The sequence below is a fragment of the Pseudomonas sp. Marseille-Q5117 genome (genome assembly GCF_946901175.1).
GTDB lineage: Bacteria > Pseudomonadota > Gammaproteobacteria > Pseudomonadales > Pseudomonadaceae > Aquipseudomonas > Aquipseudomonas iranensis.
Map to the genome: position 1 here is coordinate 84,646 of NZ_CAMPPP010000019.1, position 21,222 is coordinate 105,867.

Genomic DNA, 21,222 nt, shown 5'->3' on the forward strand with positions numbered 1-21,222 from the left:
AAGGTCGCAAACGAGGCCTCTATTTCGCGGGTTTGCAGTAAAACACCGTTACCGGATTCGCAACAACGCGGCAAATTGTCCAGCGTCTGGTGCAAACAAAAACGCCCCGACAAGTCGGGGCGTTCGCTATTGCAGCGGTGAATTACTCGACCGCTTTGACCATGTCTTCGATGACTTTTTTCGCATCGCCGAAAACCATCATGGTCTTGTCCAGATAGAACAGTTCGTTGTCCAGACCGGCATAGCCGCTGGCCATCGAGCGCTTGTTGACGATGATGGTCTTGGCCTTGAACGCTTCGAGAATCGGCATACCGGCAATTGGCGACTTCGGATCGTTCTTCGCGGCCGGGTTGACCACGTCGTTCGCGCCGAGCACCAGCACCACGTCGGCCTGACCGAACTCGGAGTTGATGTCTTCCATCTCGAACACCTGGTCGTAAGGCACTTCGGCCTCGGCGAGCAGGACGTTCATGTGCCCAGGCATGCGACCGGCCACCGGGTGGATCGCGTACTTCACGGTCACGCCGCGATGGGTCAGCTTCTCGGTCAGTTCCTTCAGTGCGTGTTGTGCACGGGCCACTGCCAGACCGTAGCCCGGGACGATGATCACGGTGTCGGCGTTGGTCAGCAGGAAGGTTGCGTCATCAGCGGAGCCGGATTTCACCGGACGGGCTTCTTGCGCACCGGTAGGACCTGCATCTGCCGTATTGCCGAAACCGCCGAGCAGTACATTAAAGAAGGAGCGATTCATCGCCTTGCACATGATGTACGAGAGGATCGCACCGCTCGAACCCACCAGCGAGCCGGCAATGATCAGCATCGAGTTGTTCAGCGAGAAACCGATGCCCGCCGCCGCCCAGCCGGAATAGCTGTTGAGCATCGACACCACCACCGGCATGTCGGCGCCGCCGATCGGGATGATGATCAGCACGCCCATCACGAACGCCAGCGCCAGCATCAGTGCGAACGCCGTAAGGTTGCCGGTGAACATGAAGGTCAGGCCGAGAACCAGCGTAGCCAGACCCAGAACCGCATTGAGCTTGTGCTGACCGGCGAACTGTACCGGTGCGCCCTGGAACAGGCGGAACTTGTATTTGCCCGAGAGCTTGCCGAAGGCGATCACCGAACCGGAGAAGGTGATCGCACCGATCGCAGCACCGAGGAACAGCTCCAGACGGTTGCCCGCCGGGATCGCATCGCCCAGCTGTTTAACGATACCCAACGACTGCGGCTCAACTACCGCCGCAATGGCAATGAACACCGCCGCGAGGCCGATCATGCTGTGCATGAACGCTACCAGTTCCGGCATCTTGGTCATTTCAACGCGCTTGGCCATGATCGAACCGGCGGTGCCGCCGACCAGCAGACCAACGATGACATAAACGATACCAGCCGTAGCCAGCTCAGCGCCCAATTTATAGATGAGGCCGACCGTGGTGATGATGGCCAACGCCATGCCAAGCATGCCGAACAGGTTGCCGCGCCGCGAAGTGGTCGGGTGCGACAGGCCTTTGAGGGCCTGGATAAAGCAGATCGACGCGATCAGGTAGAGCGTCGTGACGAGATTCATGCTCATTACTTCGGCGCCTCTTCTTTTGCTTTCGGGGCTTTCTTCTTGAACATCTCAAGCATGCGGCGGGTGACCAGGAAGCCACCAAACACATTGACCGCCGCCAGTGCCACTGCCAGCGTGCCCATGGTCTTGCCCAGCGGCGTGACGGTCAGCGCAGCGGCGAGCATGGCACCGACGATCACGATCGCGGAAATGGCATTGGTCACCGCCATCAACGGCGTGTGCAGCGCAGGCGTAACGTTCCAGACCACGTGGTAACCGACATAAATCGCCAGCACGAAGATGATCAGGTTGTAGATACCGGGGGAGATAAGCTCTTCCATCGTCTGAATCCCTGCTTAGGCGTTTTTGCGGATGACTTGGCCGTCGCGGCACATCAGGCACGCGGCGACGATGTCGTCTTCGAGGTTGACGTCGAACTGGCCTTCCTTGGTGAACACCAGCTTGAGGAAGTCCAGCAGGTTGCGTGCGTACAGCGCCGAAGCATCGGCAGCGACTTCACCGGCGAGGTTGGTCGGTCCGACGATGGTCACACCGTTTTCCACAACGACCTGATCGGCGACGGTCAGTGGGCAGTTGCCACCCTGGGCGGCGGCGAGGTCGATGACCACCGAGCCCGGTTTCATCTGTGCCACTGTCTCGGCGCTGAGCAGCGTCGGCGCCTTGCGGCCCGGAATCAGCGCGGTGGTGATGACAATATCGGCCTGCTTGGCGCGCTCGTGCACAGCCTGCGCCTGACGCTGCATCCAGCTCGCCGGCATCGGCCGCGCGTAACCGCCGACACCGACGGCGCATTCGCGCTCTTCATCGGTCTCGTAAGGCACGTCGACGAACTTGGCGCCGAGGGATTCGATCTGTTCCTTCACCGCAGGGCGCACGTCGGACGCTTCGATCACCGCACCCAGACGTTTCGCCGTGGCAATCGCCTGCAATCCGGCCACGCCTGCGCCAAGAATCAGCACCCGCGCCGCTTTCACGGTCCCCGCAGCAGTCATCAGCATCGGCATGAAGCGTGGGTAATAGTGAGCCGCGAGCAACACCGCTTTGTAGCCGGCGATATTCGCCTGCGACGACAACACATCAAGACTCTGCGCCCGCGAGGTGCGCGGTGCCGCCTCGAGGGCGAACGCGGTAATGCCGCATTCGGCCATCTTCGCGATGGTTTCGTTGTTGAATGGGTTGAGCATGCCCACCAGCACCGCACCGCGCTTGATCAGCGTCAGTTCGGCATCGCTTGGCGCGATCACTTTGAGAATCAGCTCGGCGCCAAACGCGTCATTGGCGCTGCCAATGCTTGCGCCGGCCGCTTCATAGGCACTGTCGACGACACTGGCTTTGACGCCAGCGCCGCTTTGCACAGTGACCTTATGGCCTTGGCTGATCAGCTTCTTGATGGTTTCCGGGGTTGCGGCAACCCGTGTTTCACCGGTCTGGGTTTCGAGAGGAACACCAATGTGCACGTCAAATCTCCTGCGTGATCTTATTGAGTAAACCCATGCACTACGGATGGTGCGACTGGGGCGGCCGATCAGCACGATCCCGCCGAATCAGGGCGGGGCGCGGCATTTTGCAGGCGAACTTTATGCCCTTCAAGGGATTATGACGGGTGACGGAAAATTAACTACAAGTCATGCCGTGACCGAATGTCGCAGATGGCTAGTTGAAACCCTCGCAGGCCGCGCCCTGCAAGGATTCTGGCTGAATTTGAAAAAAATTCGCATCGGTGGCGTGAATAGGCAGCAATGAGTCGCCATTAGAGGCTGAAAGCCACGTGTTTGGCAGCTTGTGGGACGTCTGTACGACTTTCGGATACAGTCTGCGCAAAAGCGACAAATAGTTATATCTGTAGGGCTTCGGTTTTTCTGACTACGTGGTTAAGTATTGCGCAAGGCCTTTATTCTTCTAGGCTGTAGCTCTGCGCTTGATTTACCAGCCAGTCGCGAAATGCCTTAAGCGATGCCGATTCGACCTTTCGCTCCGGAATCATCAGGTAATAGGCCTTGATGCTGGAGAGCGCTTGAGGGTTGGCAACCACCAGACGTTTCTCTGCCAGCTCGCGCTGAATCAGAAACGGCGGAATCAGCGCGACGCCCATATCGTGCATGGCTGCCTGGGCAAGCATTGAGAATAGCTCGTAGCGGGGACCTGTCATGTCGCGAGGGATATTCAACTGCTGCGAATTGAACCACTGGCGCCAGGCGTAAGGTCGGGTGGTCTGCTGCAGCAGCGGTAGTTCGGCGATGGCTGCGGCTGTCAGCTGTTTGCGATTGCCGAGTAGGGCGGGGCTGCACACCGGCATCGGATTTTCGCCCATCAACCTGTGGGATTCGGTACCCGACCAGTCGGCGTCGCCGAAGTAAATCGCGGCATCGAATTCGGTGTCGGCAAACAGGAATGGCCGAGTGCGGTTGGTCAGGTTGACGGTCACTTCCGGGTGCTGGAGCTGGAAATCCTTGAGCCTTGGCAGCAGCCATTGCGTGCCGAAAGTCGGCACCACGGCGAGCTCGATGACGTTGGTGCCTTGCTGGCCCATCACCGAGAGGGTGTCGCGCTCCACCGCATCGAGCTGAGTCGCAACCCGACGACTGTAGGAAAGACCCGCCTCGGTCAGTTTCACTCCACGCCGCGAGCGTCGGAACAATTCCACGCTGAGGAACTCCTCAAGGCTGGCGATCTGTCGGCAAATGGCACCCTGTGTGAGCGACAGCTCTTCAGCGGCTCGGGTAAAGCTCTCATGGCGGGCGGCAGCTTCGAAGCTGATCAGTGCGGCGGTGCTGGGGATCTTCCTGCGCATGTACGTCAACCTCACTAATGCGCCGCATAAAAGGCAATTCGCGACGTTTCGGAGTGAGAAATTAGCACAACAGGATGCGAAATCCTCGTTTGCCGCAATGGCGAACCGCGCCTAGGATCAATGCCACGTTAATTCACCCGATTGCGAGGGCTCACTCATGGGCGGTAAAGCTAGTTTCAACTGGATCGATCCCCTGCTGCTGGATCAACAGCTCACCGAAGAAGAGCGGATGATCCGCGACACCGCCGCCCAGTTCGCTCAACAGAGTCTGGCGCCGCGTGTGCTCGAAGCTTTCCGTCATGAGAAGACCGATCCGGCAATCTTCCGCGAGATGGGTGAAGTCGGCCTGCTCGGCGCCACCATTCCAGAACAATACGGTGGCAGCGGTCTGAATTACGTCAGTTATGGCTTGATCGCGCGTGAAGTCGAGCGAGTCGACTCTGGCTATCGCTCGATGATGAGTGTGCAGTCCTCGCTGGTGATGGTGCCGATCAACGAATTCGGTACCGAGGCACAGAAACAGAAGTATCTGCCGAAGCTGGCTTCCGGCGAATGGATCGGTTGCTTTGGTCTGACCGAGCCGAACCACGGTTCCGATCCGGGCGCGATGATTAGTCGGGCGCGTAAGGTCGATGGCGGCTACAGCCTGACCGGTGCGAAAATGTGGATCACCAACAGCCCGATCGCTGACGTCTTCGTGGTCTGGGCCAAGGACGATGCCGGCGATATCCGTGGCTTCGTTCTGGAGAAAGGCTGGAAAGGTCTGAGCGCTCCGGCGATTCACGGCAAGGTCGGCCTGCGCGCTTCGATCACCGGTGAGATCGTCATGGACAACGTGTTCGTGCCGGAAGAGAACATTTTTCCGGATGTCCGTGGCCTGAAAGGTCCTTTCACCTGCCTCAATTCCGCACGCTATGGCATTTCCTGGGGCGCGCTGGGCGCTGCCGAATTCTGCTGGCACACTGCGCGCCAATACACTCTGGATCGTCAGCAGTTCGGTCGTCCGTTGGCCGCAACTCAGCTGGTACAGAAGAAACTCGCCGACATGCAGACCGAAATCACTCTGGCACTGCAAGGCTGCCTGCGCTTGGGCCGGATGAAGGACGAAGGTACCGCCGCCGTTGAAATCACTTCGATCATGAAGCGCAACTCCTGCGGCAAGTCGCTGGATATCGCGCGGATGGCGCGCGACATGCTCGGTGGTAACGGCATCTCCGATGAGTTCGGCGTGGCCCGTCACCTCGTCAACCTGGAAGTGGTGAATACCTATGAAGGTACCCATGACGTTCACGCGCTGATCCTCGGGCGTGCGCAAACTGGTCTGCAAGCGTTCTATTAAAAGGAGAGCGGACCATGGGCGCGCTGTCACATCTACGGGTACTGGATTTATCACGAGTGCTGGCCGGGCCTTGGGCCGGACAGATCCTCGCCGACCTTGGCGCCGAAGTGATCAAGGTCGAGCGCCCGGGAAATGGTGATGACACCCGCGCCTGGGGTCCGCCCTTCCTTAAAGACGCTTACGGCGAGAACACGTCGGAAGCGGCTTATTACCTTTCGGCAAACCGCAACAAGCAATCGGTCACCATCGACTTCACCCGACCTGAAGGGCAGAAGCTGGTGCGCGACCTGGCGGCAAAGTCGGACATTCTGATTGAGAATTTCAAAGTAGGTGGTCTGGCGGCCTATGGTCTGGATTATGAGTCGCTGAAGGCGCTCAACCCGAATCTGATCTATTGCTCCATCACCGGCTTCGGCCAGACCGGGCCTTATGCCAAGCGCGCGGGCTATGACTTCATGATCCAGGGGCTCGGAGGCTTGATGAGTCTGACTGGCCGACCCGAAGGAGACGAGGGTGCCGGTCCGGTCAAGGTGGGCGTGGCGCTGACGGATATTCTTACCGGGCTGTATTCGACGGTGGCGATCCTCGCGGCATTGGCTCATCGCGATCATGACGGTGGCGGGCAACACATTGATATGGCGTTGCTGGATGTTCAGGTCGCATGTCTGGCGAACCAGGCGATGAACTACCTGACCACCGGCAATGCGCCAAAGCGTCTGGGCAATGCCCATCCCAACATCGTGCCTTATCAGGACTTTCCTACGGCGGATGGCGACTTCATCCTCACCGTGGGCAATGACGGGCAGTTCCGCAAGTTTGCCGAAGTCGCGGGGCAACCGCAGTGGGCGGATGATCCGCGCTTCGCGACCAACAAGCTACGGGTAGCGAACCGCGCGGTGCTGATTCCCTTGATTCGCCAGGCGACGGTTTTCAAAACGACAGCCGAGTGGGTTGCACAACTGGAGCTGGCGGGTGTGCCTTGTGGGCCGATCAATGATCTGTCGCAGGTGTTTGAGGATCCACAAGTGAAGGCGCGCGGTCTGGCGATCGAACTGCCTCATGCATTGGCGGGGATGGTGCCCCAGGTGGCCAGCCCGATTCGATTGTCGGAGACGCCCGTTGAATATCGTCATGCGCCTCCTTTATTAGGTGAGCACACGTTAGAGGTTCTGCAGCGGGTGCTGGGTCTGGGGGCAGGTGCGGTGGCTATGTTGAAGGAGGAAGGCGTGCTTTAAGTCTTCTTCTATATAGAAGAAGCTCTTTTCTCATCTGATTGGGTGTTTTTTAACCAATACGCAAGTTATTGAAAGAAAAGCGAAATTAACGGTTGACGGCAGATTCCAGAGGTCTATAATTCGCCCCACTTCCGGCGCAGTCGAAACGGAAAACTCCTTGAGATTCAAAGAGTTACGCAGTTTTCGACAGCGGCTTGCTTCAGATCATCGAAGCCTGGAAGGAGTTGAAAGGGCAGTGATGTGTAGCTCTTTTAACGGTTCGATCTTCTCGGTCGAAAGCGGAGAAAAAGAGGTGTTGACAGCAGCGGTTAACGCTGTAGAATTCGCCTCCCGCTAACGAGAGATCGGAAGCGCAAGTGGTTGAAGTTGTTGAAGAATTCTTCGAAAACTTCTGAAAATAATCACTTGACAGCAAATGAGGCTGCTGTAGAATGCGCGCCTCGGTTGAGACGAAAGATCTTAACCAACCGCTCTTTAACAACTGAATCAAGCAATTCGTGTGGGTGCTTGTGCAGTCAGACTGATAGTCAACAAGATTATCAGCATCACAAGTTACTCCGCGAGAAATCAAAGATGTAACCAACGATTGCTGAGCCAAGTTTAGGGTTTCTTAAAAACCCAAAGATGTTTGAACTGAAGAGTTTGATCATGGCTCAGATTGAACGCTGGCGGCAGGCCTAACACATGCAAGTCGAGCGGATGAAAGGAGCTTGCTCCTGGATTCAGCGGCGGACGGGTGAGTAATGCCTAGGAATCTGCCTGATAGTGGGGGACAACGTTTCGAAAGGAACGCTAATACCGCATACGTCCTACGGGAGAAAGCAGGGGACCTTCGGGCCTTGCGCTATCAGATGAGCCTAGGTCGGATTAGCTAGTTGGTGAGGTAATGGCTCACCAAGGCGACGATCCGTAACTGGTCTGAGAGGATGATCAGTCACACTGGAACTGAGACACGGTCCAGACTCCTACGGGAGGCAGCAGTGGGGAATATTGGACAATGGGCGAAAGCCTGATCCAGCCATGCCGCGTGTGTGAAGAAGGTCTTCGGATTGTAAAGCACTTTAAGTTGGGAGGAAGGGTTGTAGATTAATACTCTGCAATTTTGACGTTACCGACAGAATAAGCACCGGCTAACTCTGTGCCAGCAGCCGCGGTAATACAGAGGGTGCAAGCGTTAATCGGAATTACTGGGCGTAAAGCGCGCGTAGGTGGTTTGTTAAGTTGGATGTGAAATCCCCGGGCTCAACCTGGGAACTGCATCCAAAACTGGCAAGCTAGAGTATGGTAGAGGGTGGTGGAATTTCCTGTGTAGCGGTGAAATGCGTAGATATAGGAAGGAACACCAGTGGCGAAGGCGACCACCTGGACTGATACTGACACTGAGGTGCGAAAGCGTGGGGAGCAAACAGGATTAGATACCCTGGTAGTCCACGCCGTAAACGATGTCAACTAGCCGTTGGGAGCCTTGAGCTCTTAGTGGCGCAGCTAACGCATTAAGTTGACCGCCTGGGGAGTACGGCCGCAAGGTTAAAACTCAAATGAATTGACGGGGGCCCGCACAAGCGGTGGAGCATGTGGTTTAATTCGAAGCAACGCGAAGAACCTTACCAGGCCTTGACATCCAATGAACTTTCCAGAGATGGATTGGTGCCTTCGGGAACATTGAGACAGGTGCTGCATGGCTGTCGTCAGCTCGTGTCGTGAGATGTTGGGTTAAGTCCCGTAACGAGCGCAACCCTTGTCCTTAGTTACCAGCACGTAATGGTGGGCACTCTAAGGAGACTGCCGGTGACAAACCGGAGGAAGGTGGGGATGACGTCAAGTCATCATGGCCCTTACGGCCTGGGCTACACACGTGCTACAATGGTCGGTACAAAGGGTTGCCAAGCCGCGAGGTGGAGCTAATCCCATAAAACCGATCGTAGTCCGGATCGCAGTCTGCAACTCGACTGCGTGAAGTCGGAATCGCTAGTAATCGCGAATCAGAATGTCGCGGTGAATACGTTCCCGGGCCTTGTACACACCGCCCGTCACACCATGGGAGTGGGTTGCACCAGAAGTAGCTAGTCTAACCTTCGGGAGGACGGTTACCACGGTGTGATTCATGACTGGGGTGAAGTCGTAACAAGGTAGCCGTAGGGGAACCTGCGGCTGGATCACCTCCTTAATCGACGACATCAGCTGCTGCATGAGCTCCCACACGAATTGCTTGATTCATTGAAGAAGACGATAGAAGCAGCTTTAAGCTCCAAGCTGATAGCTCTGAGCTAACAGTTACAAGCTCGAAATTGGGTCTGTAGCTCAGTTGGTTAGAGCGCACCCCTGATAAGGGTGAGGTCGGCAGTTCGAATCTGCCCAGACCCACCAATTTTGTTATGGGGCCATAGCTCAGCTGGGAGAGCGCCTGCCTTGCACGCAGGAGGTCAGCGGTTCGATCCCGCTTGGCTCCACCATAAACTGCTTCGAAGTTTGAGAGTTTAGAAATGAATATTCGCACTGAATATTGATTTCTAGTCTTTTGATTAGATCGTTCTTTAAAAATTTGGGTATGTGATAGAAAGATAGACTGAACGTTACTTTCACTGGTAACGGATCAGGCTAAGGTAAAATTTGTGAGTTCTCTTAGTTGAGAAATTCGAATTTTCGGCGAATGTCGTCTTCACAGTATAACCAGATTGCTTGGGGTTATATGGTCAAGTGAAGAAGCGCATACGGTGGATGCCTTGGCAGTCAGAGGCGATGAAAGACGTGGTAGCCTGCGAAAAGCTTCGGGGAGTCGGCAAACAGACTTTGATCCGGAGATGTCTGAATGGGGGAACCCAGCCATCATAAGATGGTTATCTTGTACTGAATACATAGGTGCAAGAGGCGAACCAGGGGAACTGAAACATCTAAGTACCCTGAGGAAAAGAAATCAACCGAGATTCCCTTAGTAGTGGCGAGCGAACGGGGACTAGCCCTTAAGTGGCTTTGAGATTAGCGGAACGCTCTGGAAAGTGCGGCCATAGTGGGTGATAGCCCTGTACGCGAAAATCTCTTGGTCATGAAATCGAGTAGGACGGAGCACGAGAAACTTTGTCTGAATATGGGGGGACCATCCTCCAAGGCTAAATACTACTGACTGACCGATAGTGAACTAGTACCGTGAGGGAAAGGCGAAAAGAACCCCGGAGAGGGGAGTGAAATAGATCCTGAAACCGTATGCGTACAAGCAGTGGGAGCAGACTTTGTTCTGTGACTGCGTACCTTTTGTATAATGGGTCAGCGACTTATTTTCAGTGGCGAGCTTAACCGAATAGGGGAGGCGTAGCGAAAGCGAGTCTTAATAGGGCGTCTAGTCGCTGGGAATAGACCCGAAACCGGGCGATCTATCCATGGGCAGGTTGAAGGTTAGGTAACACTGACTGGAGGACCGAACCGACTACCGTTGAAAAGTTAGCGGATGACCTGTGGATCGGAGTGAAAGGCTAATCAAGCTCGGAGATAGCTGGTTCTCCTCGAAAGCTATTTAGGTAGCGCCTCATGTATCACTGTAGGGGGTAGAGCACTGTTTCGGCTAGGGGGTCATCCCGACTTACCAAACCGATGCAAACTCCGAATACCTACAAGTGCCGAGCATGGGAGACACACGGCGGGTGCTAACGTCCGTCGTGAAAAGGGAAACAACCCAGACCGTCAGCTAAGGTCCCAAAGTTATGGTTAAGTGGGAAACGATGTGGGAAGGCTTAGACAGCTAGGAGGTTGGCTTAGAAGCAGCCACCCTTTAAAGAAAGCGTAATAGCTCACTAGTCGAGTCGGCCTGCGCGGAAGATGTAACGGGGCTCAAACCATACACCGAAGCTACGGGTATCACCTTCGGGTGATGCGGTAGAGGAGCGTTCTGTAAGCCTGTGAAGGTGAGTTGAGAAGCTTGCTGGAGGTATCAGAAGTGCGAATGCTGACATGAGTAACGACAATGGGTGTGAAAAACACCCACGCCGAAAGACCAAGGTTTCCTGCGCAACGTTAATCGACGCAGGGTTAGTCGGTCCCTAAGGCGAGGCTGAAAAGCGTAGTCGATGGAAAACAGGTTAATATTCCTGTACTTCTGGTTATTGCGATGGAGGGACGGAGAAGGCTAGGCCAGCTTGGCGTTGGTTGTCCAAGTTTAAGGTGGTAGGCTGAGATCTTAGGTAAATCCGGGATCTTAAGGCCGAGAGCTGATGACGAGTTACCCTTTGGGTGACGAAGTGGTTGATGCCATGCTTCCAAGAAAAGCTTCTAAGCTTCAGGTAACCAGGAACCGTACCCCAAACCGACACAGGTGGTTGGGTAGAGAATACCAAGGCGCTTGAGAGAACTCGGGTGAAGGAACTAGGCAAAATGGCACCGTAACTTCGGGAGAAGGTGCGCCGGTGAGGGTGAAGGACTTGCTCCGTAAGCTCATGCCGGTCGAAGATACCAGGCCGCTGCGACTGTTTATTAAAAACACAGCACTCTGCAAACACGAAAGTGGACGTATAGGGTGTGACGCCTGCCCGGTGCCGGAAGGTTAATTGATGGGGTTAGCTAACGCGAAGCTCTTGATCGAAGCCCCGGTAAACGGCGGCCGTAACTATAACGGTCCTAAGGTAGCGAAATTCCTTGTCGGGTAAGTTCCGACCTGCACGAATGGCGTAACGATGGCGGCGCTGTCTCCACCCGAGACTCAGTGAAATTGAAATCGCTGTGAAGATGCAGTGTATCCGCGGCTAGACGGAAAGACCCCGTGAACCTTTACTATAGCTTTGCACTGGACTTTGAATTTGCTTGTGTAGGATAGGTGGGAGGCTTTGAAGCGTGGACGCCAGTTCGCGTGGAGCCATCCTTGAAATACCACCCTGGCAACTTTGAGGTTCTAACTCAGGTCCGTTATCCGGATCGAGGACAGTGTATGGTGGGTAGTTTGACTGGGGCGGTCTCCTCCTAAAGAGTAACGGAGGAGTACGAAGGTGCGCTCAGACCGGTCGGAAATCGGTCGTAGAGTATAAAGGCAAAAGCGCGCTTGACTGCGAGACAGACACGTCGAGCAGGTACGAAAGTAGGTCTTAGTGATCCGGTGGTTCTGTATGGAAGGGCCATCGCTCAACGGATAAAAGGTACTCCGGGGATAACAGGCTGATACCGCCCAAGAGTTCATATCGACGGCGGTGTTTGGCACCTCGATGTCGGCTCATCACATCCTGGGGCTGAAGCCGGTCCCAAGGGTATGGCTGTTCGCCATTTAAAGTGGTACGCGAGCTGGGTTTAGAACGTCGTGAGACAGTTCGGTCCCTATCTGCCGTGGACGTGTGAGATTTGAGAGGGGCTGCTCCTAGTACGAGAGGACCGGAGTGGACGAACCTCTGGTGTTCCGGTTGTCACGCCAGTGGCATTGCCGGGTAGCTATGTTCGGGAAAGATAACCGCTGAAAGCATCTAAGCGGGAAACTTGCCTCAAGATGAGATCTCACTGGAACCTTGAGTTCCCTGAAGGGCCGTCGAAGACTACGACGTTGATAGGTTGGGTGTGTAAGCGCTGTGAGGCGTTGAGCTAACCAATACTAATTGCCCGTGAGGCTTGACCATATAACACCCAAGCAATTTGCTGACCTGAAAAGGCACCAGATTGCGGTGTGTGAAGACGAAACGAACCGAAAGTTCGAAACGCACAAACACCAGCTGTCACATACCCAATTTGCTGAAGCGAGGCCATCTGGTCACGAGTCAGTACCCGAATTTCTTGACGACCATAGAGCGTTGGAACCACCTGATCCCATCCCGAACTCAGCAGTGAAACGATGCATCGCCGATGGTAGTGTGGGGTTTCCCCATGTGAGAGTAGGTCATCGTCAAGATTAAATTCCGAAACCCCAATTGCGAAAGCAGTTGGGGTTTTGTTTTAGTAGAAGTTCCTGTTTTTGCTGGCTTGTTACCGTGTTGACGGGCCAGATAAAGAATTTCTTGACGACCATAGAACATTGGAACCACCTGATCCCATCCCGAACTCAGAAGTGAAACGATGTATCGCCGATGGTAGTGTGGGGTTTCCCCATGTGAGAGTAGGTCATCGTCAAGATTGAATTCCGAAACCCCTGTCTGCTAACGCAGACAGGGGTTTTGTCATTTAAGCGTGTACGAAAGATCAGGCTGTTCTTCGGATCCTAGTTTTGCGTCTTGCCTGCCACTTGCACCACCAGATATAAAGTCCCGTCCCTGATAACACCGCAATCAACACACCCAGTACCGCGATCATTACCTGCCCTGTCACCCCGATGATCCGTCCCCCATGTATGGGCAACTGGAGTCGATAGAACTGCTCTCCAAGCGTGCCCTGTCCCGCGATCTCCTGTCCCAATAATCGGCCATCGGTACCGTGAAAGAACAACCAGGATTTACCGTGTGCGTCCGTATCGTGCTGTCCAAACCCTGCACCGTAGAAGTTGTACTCAAAGCTGTAATACAACTCGCCGATTGCCGCCGTCAGTCCTAATCGTTTCCCTTCCTGCAATGCCCTTTCGTACGCCTGTTGATAACTCAACTGTGTCGTCCCTAGTTGATTGGCGGGCATTCGTCCTCTGGCTTCATAAACGCTCGGCTCGATGGGCGAAAACAACGAAACTGCAGGCTTGAACACTTGGCTCGGCAAGTTCATTGCCACGCTGCTGACGGCGATCGGTAACAGCAGCAGCCATAACCACAATCCTCCGGCGCGATGCAGATCGAAGTTCAAGCGGTAGGCATGCCCGCCTTTCACCTTCCACGCAGTCGCCCACCTCTTCCAGAAGGGCTTGCCACGCGGCAAGGTCAGCCACAATGCGATAAAGCAGTCGATCACCCACGCGATGGCCACCCCACCCATTAACAGCAATCCCCAGTTACCCGGTAATGTCAGGTTGTAGTGAAACTCCAGAATGAACGGGATGAAGTTCTCCCGCTGAAAACAGCATTCACCCCAGTAGCGCGCGCCTTTTTGCTCCGCGCTGACCGGGTCCAGATAGAACACCTGATTGAGCTCATCGAACGGCTGGCCCGTTGCTGGATCTTTACGAGGAACGGCCGCCAGTAGCGCCGTATGCCCCGCCTCCTGCGGATACTCCATGTACCAGACTTGCAGTTTCGGATGTGCAGTCTGCACTGCATCTACCAACGCGCCCGGCGACAAGCGCTCACCCACTGATGTCGCCTCGTAGAACTGCGGATTCAGCCACTCATCCAGTTCGTGATTAAACGCCAGCACACTGCCGGTAAGCCCGGCCAACAATAAAAACACCGCACTGGCCAAGCCAATGTACCGATGCAACAAAACCAGAAACGCACGCATACAAAACACCCCGAAGATACGACAAAGCCAGCCCCTGATAGCAGGGGCTGGCTTTTTTATGCACAGGACATAGCTTTAAAACTGATAGCTGACGGTCGCCGCTACGTTGCGTTCTTCGCCCATGTAGCAGAAGTTCAGACTGGCGCAGGACGCGACATAGGATTCATTGGTCAGGTTGTTCGCGTTGAGCCGAACATCAACACCCTTCAAACCAATCTTGCCCAGGTCATAACCAATCGAGGCATCGAACAGCGTGTAAGACGGCACCTTCATCGTGTTCTCCGCATCGGCCCAGCTGTAGCCGACATAGCGCACCCCACCACCCAGGCGCAGCCCATCAAGTGCGGCGCTGTCGAACTTGTAGTCAGCCCACAGCGAGGCCATGTGTCGCGGCGCCTGAGTCGGTGAGTTGCCCTTGTTCTCGATTACATCGGTCGGCGTGCTCAAGGTGCTGATCATCGATTTGGAATATTCGATATCAGTGAAGGTGTAACTGCCGAGCACTTTCAAGTTATCGGTCAGTTGCATGTGCGTTTCCAGCTCCAGACCTTGCGAGCGTACGGCACCGACCGCGCGATAGAAGTTTTCCTGCGGCAGTTTGGTTGCGAGGTTTTCCTGGTCGATGCGGAACAGCGAGGCGGTAAACAGGTTATCGGTGCCCGGCGGCTGATACTTCAAACCGACTTCCCACTGTGTGCCATCGGTAGGGGCGAGTGGATTACCGGCGCTGTCAGCATAGGAGTTCGGGTTAAACGACTCGGAGTAGCTGATGTATGGCGCCAGACCGTTATCAAACAGATATAAAGCGCCGGCACGCCCAGTGAGTTTCGTGCGCCGATCATTGATCTCTGTACCCACCGGCCGCCCCGCTTCGGCGATGCGGTTTTCATCGGATGTCTCGACCCAGTCCTGACGCAGGCCCAGCGAGAAGCGCCACTTGTCCATCTCGATCAGGTCTTGCAGATACACACCGGTCTGTTCGAGGCGCCGCAGATAGCTGGTGTCGCCGTACATCTCGATCGCCGAGTTACCGTACACCGGATTGAACGCATTGATCGGCGCGAGGCCACCGCTGGTCCAGTCGACCACGGTTTTGCGCCGTTGATAGTCCGCGCCCATCAGGACTGTGTGCTTGGTCGCGCCGGTGAAGAATTCGGCCTGCAGCATGTTGTCGACGATGAACGCATGCAGGCGCTCATCACCGCCGGTGTAATAGCGGTTCAGTTCATTGCTGGTCGGGGTGGTCCAGCCATAGGCGTAGACCTGATCCATGTTCACTTTGGAATCGAGATAGCGGAAGTTCTGCCGGGCGGTGAAGACATCGTTGAAGCGATGTTCGAACTGGTAGCCGAACGATTGCTGGTCACGGGAGTAACCATCGATACCCGGCTCGCCCTCGAAGAAGCGCGGCGAGATGCGTTCGCCATTGCGCTGATGGATCGTGCCGTCCGCCGGAACGCCGCCGTGGTAACCACCGTCCGGATCGTGTTGCAGATAGGCCTGCAGGGTCAACGAGGTGTCTTCGCTGAAATCGATGCTCAGCGTCGGCGCAAGGGCGAAGCGTTTTTCCTTGTTGTGATCGAATTGCGTGTCGGACTGATCGCTCAATCCGGTCAGACGATAGGCAATGCGCTTGTCGTCATCGACCGGACCGCTGAAGTCAAAACCAACCCCACGCTGGCCTTGCGTCCCCACTGTCGCCTGCACCTGATGGTAGGCCTCATACAACGGCTTTTTGCTGGTCAGCGCGACCAGACCGCCGGGCGAGCTACGGCCGTACAGCACCGATGACGGGCCTTTGAGAATATCCACGCGTTCAAGGAAATACGGATCGACCTGCATGGTGCTGTAGGTGCCGCTGTCGCCCATCGACTTGAGGCCGTCGAGGTAGATGTTGTCCACCGAGCCGTCGTTGAAACCGCGCATCGCCACGTAGTCGTAACGATGGGTGGCGCCATACGGGTTGGTCAGCACGCCCGGGGTGTAGCGCATTGCTTGCGAGACGGTCTGCGAGCCTTGGTCATCCATTTGCTCGCGTGTGACCACGGACACGCTTTGCGAGGTCTCCAGCAGGGCGGTACTGGTCTTGGTGGCGATCTGGCTGTGCGTGGCGTTGTAGCCGGCCATGCTGCCCAGCGCGTTGCCGAGGGCGAAGCCTTTGATGTCGGTGGTCGGCAAGGCCAGTGCTTCGCTTTCGGCGAGTGGGCGCAGAATGTAGCTGCTGCCGTCCTGGCTGACGGCCTCCAGTCCTGAGCCGCTGAGCAAATGGCTCAAGGCCTGGTCGGTCGAATATTCACCCTGCACGCCGGGAGATTGCTGACCTTGAGTCTGTTGCGGCGTCATCGCCAGGGTGATACCGGCCTGCCGGGCAAACTGATTCAATGCCTCGCCCAATGGCCCGGCAGCAATGTTGTAGCGGTGGCTGATCTCGGTGCCGGTGTTGGCGGCCAGACTCAGGCTCGGTAATACGCTGACGCCCAGCGCGGTGGTCAGCAGTGCCGCGCGAGCCGCATGGCGCAGTAGTGTCGATTCTGCAGTGAAATTCAGAGGATTCTTACAAGTGGCGCGGACAGTCATTGTGGATTTCCGTAGGCAGTCGCGAGGGCTGATTTGAAGTGCTTACTGACTAAGCCGGACTGCCTGGAAAAACCCGCCAAAAATAATCACACCGCACGTTCCAGGGTCACCCACCAGCGGGTGCGATAACGCAATTGCACCGGCAGCGTCTGCGGCAGGACCGCCAGCAGCCTGTCGGTGTCCTCCAGACGGAACACCCCAGAAAGGCGCAGGTCTGCGATATCCGCCGAACAATGGAGATAACCCGGGCGATAACGGCCGACTTCAGCGAGGAAGTCGCCCAGCCGCATATTGCGCGTGACAATCAAACCGTCGAGCCAGGCGCCCGCATCCATATCCGGCGTCGGCGCTGCGCGCAAACCGCTTTGATCGACCAGAAAACTCTGCCCGGCGAGTGCTTCGAGGGAATGACCGCCAGCGCGAACCAACACTCGGCCACGGGTAACGCTGAGCCGCGTGCACTGTTCTTCCTGACGCAAAATGAAACGCGCATCGACCGGCGCATAACTGCCGTGGCGATTCTGTATGCGCAGCGGTCGATCGGCCGCCGCGCCTTCGTCAGCGCCGCCGCAGGTAACGATGATCTCGCCACGGGTCAGTTTGATCAGGCGCTGCTGCGCGGTGTAATCCAGGTCTACGGCGCTGGCGGTGTTGAGTTCGATGCGCGTGCCGTCGGGCAACTGGAAACCGCGCCGTTCGCCGGTCGCCGTCGCGTAGTCGGCACTCCATTGCTGCCAGGCGGCGCTGTCCTTGGCCAGCCACGCGGCGGAGCCCATCAACAGCGCGCCCGACAACAACTTCAAGGCCTGGCGTCGGCCCAGCCCCTGCGCACTGTTTTCCAAGGTGTTGAAAGCGACCTGCGCACCCGGCACGGCGCGCAGACTGGAGCTCAATTCGGCTTGCAGCGACTGCACCCGCTGCCAGGCGATTTCATGTTCGTGATGCTCGGCGCGCCACTGCTCGCATTGGCGAGTCAGCCGCGAATTGCCGTGGTTGTTGCGCAGTCGCAGTAGCCAGTGAATCGCTTGCTTGACCACGTGTTGGCGCGGTTCGACGCGGCGAGCGAGTGAGAGGTTATCCACAGGCATCAGTTTTCATACCGCAACACATAGCAGTGATACAGCGCATCGGCGACGTAGCGTTCCACAGAACGTACCGATACGCCCAACTGCTCGGCGATCTGTTTGTGAGTCAAACCTTCGCACTGCGCCAGGAGAAACGCCTGACGCACTTTCGGCTTAAGTCCTTCGAGCATGCGCGCAATGCTTTCCAGCAGTTCCAGGACCAACGCGCGCGATTCGGCGTCAGGTACTTCGCCTTCAGGCAAGTGAGCAATGGTCTCCAGATAGGCCCGCTCGATTTCCTCGCGGCGCCAATGATCGATCACCAGACCGCGCGCGATGGTTCGCAGGAAAGCTCGGGGCGCTCTGAGTTCGAGGCGTTCGGTACGTTGCAGCAGACGCAGGAAAGTGTCCTGAGCCAGATCGGCGGCATCCGCTGCATTGCCCAACCGTGCGCGCAGCCAGGCATTGAGCCAGCCGTGATGACTACCGTAAAGCGCCTGTACGACCAACTCAGGTGAAGACATGACCACGCCAGCCCGAACGTCACAAATGATAATTAATCGCATTGTCATCAAGGGTTACAGATTTTGCAACTGTCGCGTCCATGTCGATACGAAAAATTCCCTCGCAGCCGCTCTGGCACGCCGTTCGGCGGGAATCCTGTCCAAAACCCGCCCATTTCTCACGCGCCCCTAAGATTTCTCCGCCGCTGGCCGACAGACTGGTGAGAAATGCGTGCACCAAAGTAGAGCAGCCAGAAGAACGCTGCCTGCGCCGTACATGGAATGTTGCATTCGGAAACGCATCCCCACTTTTGGCATAAGAAGTCCCATGAAATGAATCTCAAGTTCAGCCATAAAATCCTCCTGGCCGCTTCGGGCGTCGTGGTCCTGGCGTTCGCGTTGTTCACGCTCTACAACGATTATCTGCAGCGAAACACCATTCGCCAGAACCTGCAGTCCTCCGTGCAACAGGCCGGTGACCTCACCGCCAGCAGCGTGCAGAACTGGATGAGCGGACGGATTCTGGTGCTGGAAAACCTCGCGCAGAACGTTGCCCATCAAGGCAGGAATGCCGACCTCCCCGGCCTTGTCGATCAACCGGCCTTCACGTCGAACTTTCAGTTCACTTACGTCGGCCAGGCCAACGGTGTCTTCACCCAGCGCCCCGATGCGAAGATGCCGGACGGTTACGATCCGCGTCAGCGCCCTTGGTACAAGCAGGCAGTGGCCGCCGATAAAACCATGCTGACCCCGCCGTACATGGCGGCCGTCGGTGGCTTGGTGGTGACCATCGCCATGCCGGTGAAAAAGGACGGTGAATTGCTCGGTGTGGTCGGCGGTGACCTGAGCCTGGAAACCCTGGTGAAGATCATCAACTCGGTGGATTTCGGTGGCCTCGGCCATGCGTTTCTGATCAGTGCCGACGGTCAGGTGATCGTCAGCCCGGACAAAGATCAGGTAATGAAAAACCTCAAGGACATCTACCCGAACACCAGCGTGCGCATCGAGAAGGGCAACCAGAACGTGGTGCTCAACGGCCAGGAACGCATTCTCTCGTTCACCCCGGTCAGCGATCTGCCGAATGCGCAGTGGTACATCGGTCTGTCGATCGATCGCGACAAGGCCTACGCCGCACTCAGCCAATTCCGCACCTCGGCGCTGATCGCCATGTTTGTCGCGGTCGCGGCGATTGCGCTGCTGCTGAGCCTGTTGATCAACGTCCTGATGCGTCCACTGACCACGATGGGCCGCGCGATGAAAGATATCGCCCAGGGCGAGGGCGATCTGACCCGGCGTCTGGTGGTCGAGAGCAAAGACGAGTTCGGTGAACTGGGCAGCGCGTTCAACCAGTTCGTTGAACGGATTCACGCATCGATTTCCGAAGTGTCGTCGGCGACCCGTCACGTACATGACCTGTCGCAACGGGTGATGGCTTCGTCCAACGCTTCGATCGTCGGTTCCGACGAGCAAAGTGCGCGCACCAACAGCGTCGCGGCGGCGATCAATCAGCTGGGCGCCGCCACTCAGGAGATCGCGCGCAACGCGGCGGATGCTTCGCAGCACGCCAGTGGCGCTTCCGAGCAGGCCGATGATGGTCGTCAGGTGGTCGAGCAGACCATTCAGGCGATGACCGAGTTGTCGCAGAAGATCAGCCTGTCGTGCACGCAGATCGAAACCCTGAACGCGAGCACCGACAACATTGGCCACATTCTCGATGTGATCAAAGGCATCTCGCAGCAGACCAACCTGCTGGCGCTCAACGCTGCCATCGAGGCCGCGCGTGCCGGTGAAGCCGGGCGCGGTTTTGCCGTGGTCGCCGATGAGGTGCGCAACCTTGCGCATCGCACCCAGGAATCGGCGGAAGAGATCCACAAGATGATCACCTCGCTGCAGGTCGGCTCGCGCGAAGCGGTGAGCACGATGAACGCCAGTCAGGCGTCCAGCGAGCAAAGCGTGGAAGTGGCGAATCAGGCCGGTCTGCGTCTGGTCAGCGTGACCCAGCGCATCGGCGAAATCGATGGTATGAACCAGTCGGTGGCCGCTGCGACTGAAGAGCAGACTGCGGTGGTGGAAACCCTCAACGTCGACGTCAACCAGATCAACCTGTTGAACCAGCAGAGCGTGGCCAACCTCAATGAAACGTTGAAGGATTGTGATGCGTTGTCGCAGCAGGCCAATCGCCTGAAGCAATTGGTCGACAGCTTCAAAATCTGATTTTTCAGATCGCAGACCGCGTTATCGTTCTTCGCGAGCAGGCTCGCTCCCACAGGGAAATGCATTCCAAATGTGGGAGCGAGCCTGCTCGCGAAAGCGGCGGTTCAATCACCGCCAAACCGATGCCTTAAACGAACAGCTTCAGCACATTGCCCATCGCATCATCGGCAAACCCCTGCACGAAATCCCTGAACCCCGGCAATGCTTCATCCCCACCCGCAGCCGGTTCGGCAATGATCGTCCAGGTCGCTCGCGACTTCCCTGCGCTCAGCGATTCCACTTGCATCGCCGCCCACAGATTCGCCACCCCCAACGTGTTGTAAATCGTCGTCCAGGTCATGCGCCGCGCCTGTTCATCGCGCGAGTTGAGTTGTTCGACCACGACGTTGCCGTCCTTGAAAATTTTTTTGCGCAGCGAGGACACGCCTTCGCCGGTCATTTCGGTGTGTGACAGCGCTGGAATGAATCGATCGAAGCCGGCGAAATTGCCGACCACTGCCCAGACTTTTGCCGCGTCCGCCGGCACTTCCACCGACGACACAACGTGGCAGCCTTGCGGGTTTTTGATCAGGGTGTCGGGTTGCAGATTGCTCATGGTGTTGC

Annotated in this window: 12 protein-coding genes, 2 tRNA genes, 4 rRNA genes and 1 pseudogene; 10 read left to right on the forward strand and 9 right to left on the reverse strand. The window is 56.6% G+C overall.

Going from position 1 to position 21,222, the window contains the following annotated elements:
* Nucleotides 1-142: 142 nt before the first annotated feature.
* The 4 genes from OC605_RS24470 to OC605_RS24485 form a co-directional block, all read right to left on the reverse strand.
* Nucleotides 143-1,576 (reverse strand): NAD(P)(+) transhydrogenase (Re/Si-specific) subunit beta, encoded by a 1,434-nt coding sequence (locus tag OC605_RS24470; RefSeq protein WP_262140030.1) that lies wholly within the window; start codon nucleotides 1,574-1,576, stop codon nucleotides 143-145.
* On the reverse strand, nucleotides 1,576-1,896 hold the full coding sequence (locus OC605_RS24475; protein ID WP_003220416.1) for an NAD(P) transhydrogenase subunit alpha: 321 nt from the start codon (nucleotides 1,894-1,896) through the stop codon (nucleotides 1,576-1,578). The genes OC605_RS24470 and OC605_RS24475 overlap by 1 nt, the downstream gene beginning before the upstream one ends.
* 15 nt (nucleotides 1,897-1,911) lie before the next feature.
* The gene (locus tag OC605_RS24480) at nucleotides 1,912-3,033 is read right to left on the reverse strand and encodes a Re/Si-specific NAD(P)(+) transhydrogenase subunit alpha (protein ID WP_071173988.1); all 1,122 of its coding nucleotides are present in this window, start codon (nucleotides 3,031-3,033) and stop codon (nucleotides 1,912-1,914) included.
* Nucleotides 3,034-3,467: 434 nt separating this feature from the next.
* Nucleotides 3,468-4,367, reverse strand: a complete 900-nt coding sequence (locus OC605_RS24485; protein WP_133335356.1) for a LysR family transcriptional regulator — start codon at nucleotides 4,365-4,367, stop codon at nucleotides 3,468-3,470.
* Between the two features lie 157 nt (nucleotides 4,368-4,524).
* On the opposite strand from OC605_RS24485, the gene OC605_RS24490 reads away from it, so the two are divergent.
* The 8 genes from OC605_RS24490 (at nucleotide 4,525) to rrf (OC605_RS24525) (ending at nucleotide 13,016) form a co-directional block, all read left to right on the forward strand.
* Nucleotides 4,525-5,706, forward strand: a complete 1,182-nt coding sequence (locus OC605_RS24490) for an acyl-CoA dehydrogenase (protein WP_024015035.1) — start codon at nucleotides 4,525-4,527, stop codon at nucleotides 5,704-5,706.
* A 14-nt stretch (nucleotides 5,707-5,720) separates the two neighbouring features.
* Entirely contained in the window at nucleotides 5,721-6,941 is a 1,221-nt protein-coding gene (locus OC605_RS24495) for a CaiB/BaiF CoA transferase family protein (protein ID WP_133335354.1), read from the forward strand.
* A 630-nt stretch (nucleotides 6,942-7,571) separates the two neighbouring features.
* Nucleotides 7,572-9,108: ribosomal RNA gene (locus tag OC605_RS24500) — 16S ribosomal RNA — on the forward strand.
* A 123-nt stretch (nucleotides 9,109-9,231) separates the two neighbouring features.
* A tRNA-Ile gene (locus OC605_RS24505) sits at nucleotides 9,232-9,308 on the forward strand.
* A 10-nt stretch (nucleotides 9,309-9,318) separates the two neighbouring features.
* Nucleotides 9,319-9,394: transfer RNA gene (locus OC605_RS24510), tRNA-Ala, on the forward strand.
* 238 nt (nucleotides 9,395-9,632) lie between these two features.
* Nucleotides 9,633-12,526 (forward strand): 23S ribosomal RNA (locus tag OC605_RS24515).
* Between the two features lie 153 nt (nucleotides 12,527-12,679).
* A 5S ribosomal RNA gene (rrf, locus tag OC605_RS24520) occupies nucleotides 12,680-12,795 on the forward strand.
* A gap of 105 nt (nucleotides 12,796-12,900) precedes the next feature.
* Nucleotides 12,901-13,016: ribosomal RNA gene (rrf, locus tag OC605_RS24525) — 5S ribosomal RNA — on the forward strand.
* Together the 16S, 23S and 5S rRNA genes with 2 tRNA genes alongside form the textbook arrangement of a ribosomal RNA operon.
* Nucleotides 13,017-13,082: 66 nt before the next feature.
* Here the strand turns inward: rrf (OC605_RS24525) and OC605_RS24530 are convergent.
* The 4 genes from OC605_RS24530 to OC605_RS24545 all read right to left on the reverse strand — a co-directional run bounded on the left by OC605_RS24530 (nucleotide 13,083) and on the right by OC605_RS24545 (nucleotide 18,426).
* On the reverse strand, nucleotides 13,083-14,261 hold the full coding sequence (locus tag OC605_RS24530; RefSeq protein WP_262140033.1) for a PepSY-associated TM helix domain-containing protein: 1,179 nt from the start codon (nucleotides 14,259-14,261) through the stop codon (nucleotides 13,083-13,085).
* 75 nt (nucleotides 14,262-14,336) lie between these two features.
* The gene (locus OC605_RS24535) at nucleotides 14,337-16,838 is read right to left on the reverse strand and encodes a TonB-dependent siderophore receptor (protein ID WP_262140035.1); all 2,502 of its coding nucleotides are present in this window, start codon (nucleotides 16,836-16,838) and stop codon (nucleotides 14,337-14,339) included.
* 86 nt (nucleotides 16,839-16,924) lie between these two features.
* Nucleotides 16,925-17,926, reverse strand: coding sequence for a FecR domain-containing protein (locus tag OC605_RS24540; protein ID WP_262140037.1), 1,002 nt, complete (start codon nucleotides 17,924-17,926; stop codon nucleotides 16,925-16,927).
* Nucleotides 17,926-18,426 (reverse strand): sigma-70 family RNA polymerase sigma factor, encoded by a 501-nt coding sequence (locus OC605_RS24545; RefSeq protein WP_038860824.1) that lies wholly within the window; start codon nucleotides 18,424-18,426, stop codon nucleotides 17,926-17,928. The genes OC605_RS24540 and OC605_RS24545 overlap by 1 nt, the downstream gene beginning before the upstream one ends.
* Nucleotides 18,427-18,738: 312 nt before the next feature.
* On the opposite strand from OC605_RS24545, the pseudogene OC605_RS28280 reads away from it, so the two are divergent.
* Together OC605_RS28280 and OC605_RS28285 are read left to right on the forward strand one after the other, a co-directional pair.
* Nucleotides 18,739-19,764: pseudogene (locus tag OC605_RS28280) on the forward strand (cache domain-containing protein); the annotation flags it as partial.
* Nucleotides 19,765-19,833: 69 nt separating this feature from the next.
* The gene (locus OC605_RS28285; protein ID WP_370593577.1) at nucleotides 19,834-20,619 is read left to right on the forward strand and encodes a methyl-accepting chemotaxis protein; all 786 of its coding nucleotides are present in this window, start codon (nucleotides 19,834-19,836) and stop codon (nucleotides 20,617-20,619) included.
* Nucleotides 20,620-20,746: 127 nt separating this feature from the next.
* Here OC605_RS28285 and OC605_RS24555 read toward each other — a convergent pair whose 3' ends face one another.
* Nucleotides 20,747-21,214 (reverse strand): SRPBCC family protein, encoded by a 468-nt coding sequence (locus OC605_RS24555; RefSeq protein ID WP_125918747.1) that lies wholly within the window; start codon nucleotides 21,212-21,214, stop codon nucleotides 20,747-20,749.
* Nucleotides 21,215-21,222: the final 8 nt, after the last annotated feature.

Excerpts from the sequence above, each read along its gene's own strand:
- OC605_RS24485 (WP_133335356.1), bottom strand. The coding sequence starts at position 4,367 with ATGCGCAGGAAGATCCCCAGCACCGCCGCACTGATCAGCTTCGAAGCT.
- OC605_RS24540 (WP_262140037.1), bottom strand. The coding sequence starts at position 17,926 with ATGCCTGTGGATAACCTCTCACTCGCTCGCCGCGTCGAACCGCGCCAA.
- OC605_RS28285 (WP_370593577.1), top strand. The coding sequence starts at position 19,834 with ATGGCTTCGTCCAACGCTTCGATCGTCGGTTCCGACGAGCAAAGTGCG.
- OC605_RS24490 (WP_024015035.1), top strand. The coding sequence starts at position 4,525 with ATGGGCGGTAAAGCTAGTTTCAACTGGATCGATCCCCTGCTGCTGGAT.
- OC605_RS24475 (WP_003220416.1), bottom strand. The coding sequence starts at position 1,896 with ATGGAAGAGCTTATCTCCCCCGGTATCTACAACCTGATCATCTTCGTG.
- OC605_RS24555 (WP_125918747.1), bottom strand. The coding sequence starts at position 21,214 with ATGAGCAATCTGCAACCCGACACCCTGATCAAAAACCCGCAAGGCTGC.
- OC605_RS24545 (WP_038860824.1), bottom strand. The coding sequence starts at position 18,426 with ATGTCTTCACCTGAGTTGGTCGTACAGGCGCTTTACGGTAGTCATCAC.
- OC605_RS24470 (WP_262140030.1), bottom strand. The coding sequence starts at position 1,576 with ATGAGCATGAATCTCGTCACGACGCTCTACCTGATCGCGTCGATCTGC.
- OC605_RS24495 (WP_133335354.1), top strand. The coding sequence starts at position 5,721 with ATGGGCGCGCTGTCACATCTACGGGTACTGGATTTATCACGAGTGCTG.
- OC605_RS24535 (WP_262140035.1), bottom strand. The coding sequence starts at position 16,838 with ATGACTGTCCGCGCCACTTGTAAGAATCCTCTGAATTTCACTGCAGAA.
- OC605_RS24530 (WP_262140033.1), bottom strand. The coding sequence starts at position 14,261 with ATGCGTGCGTTTCTGGTTTTGTTGCATCGGTACATTGGCTTGGCCAGT.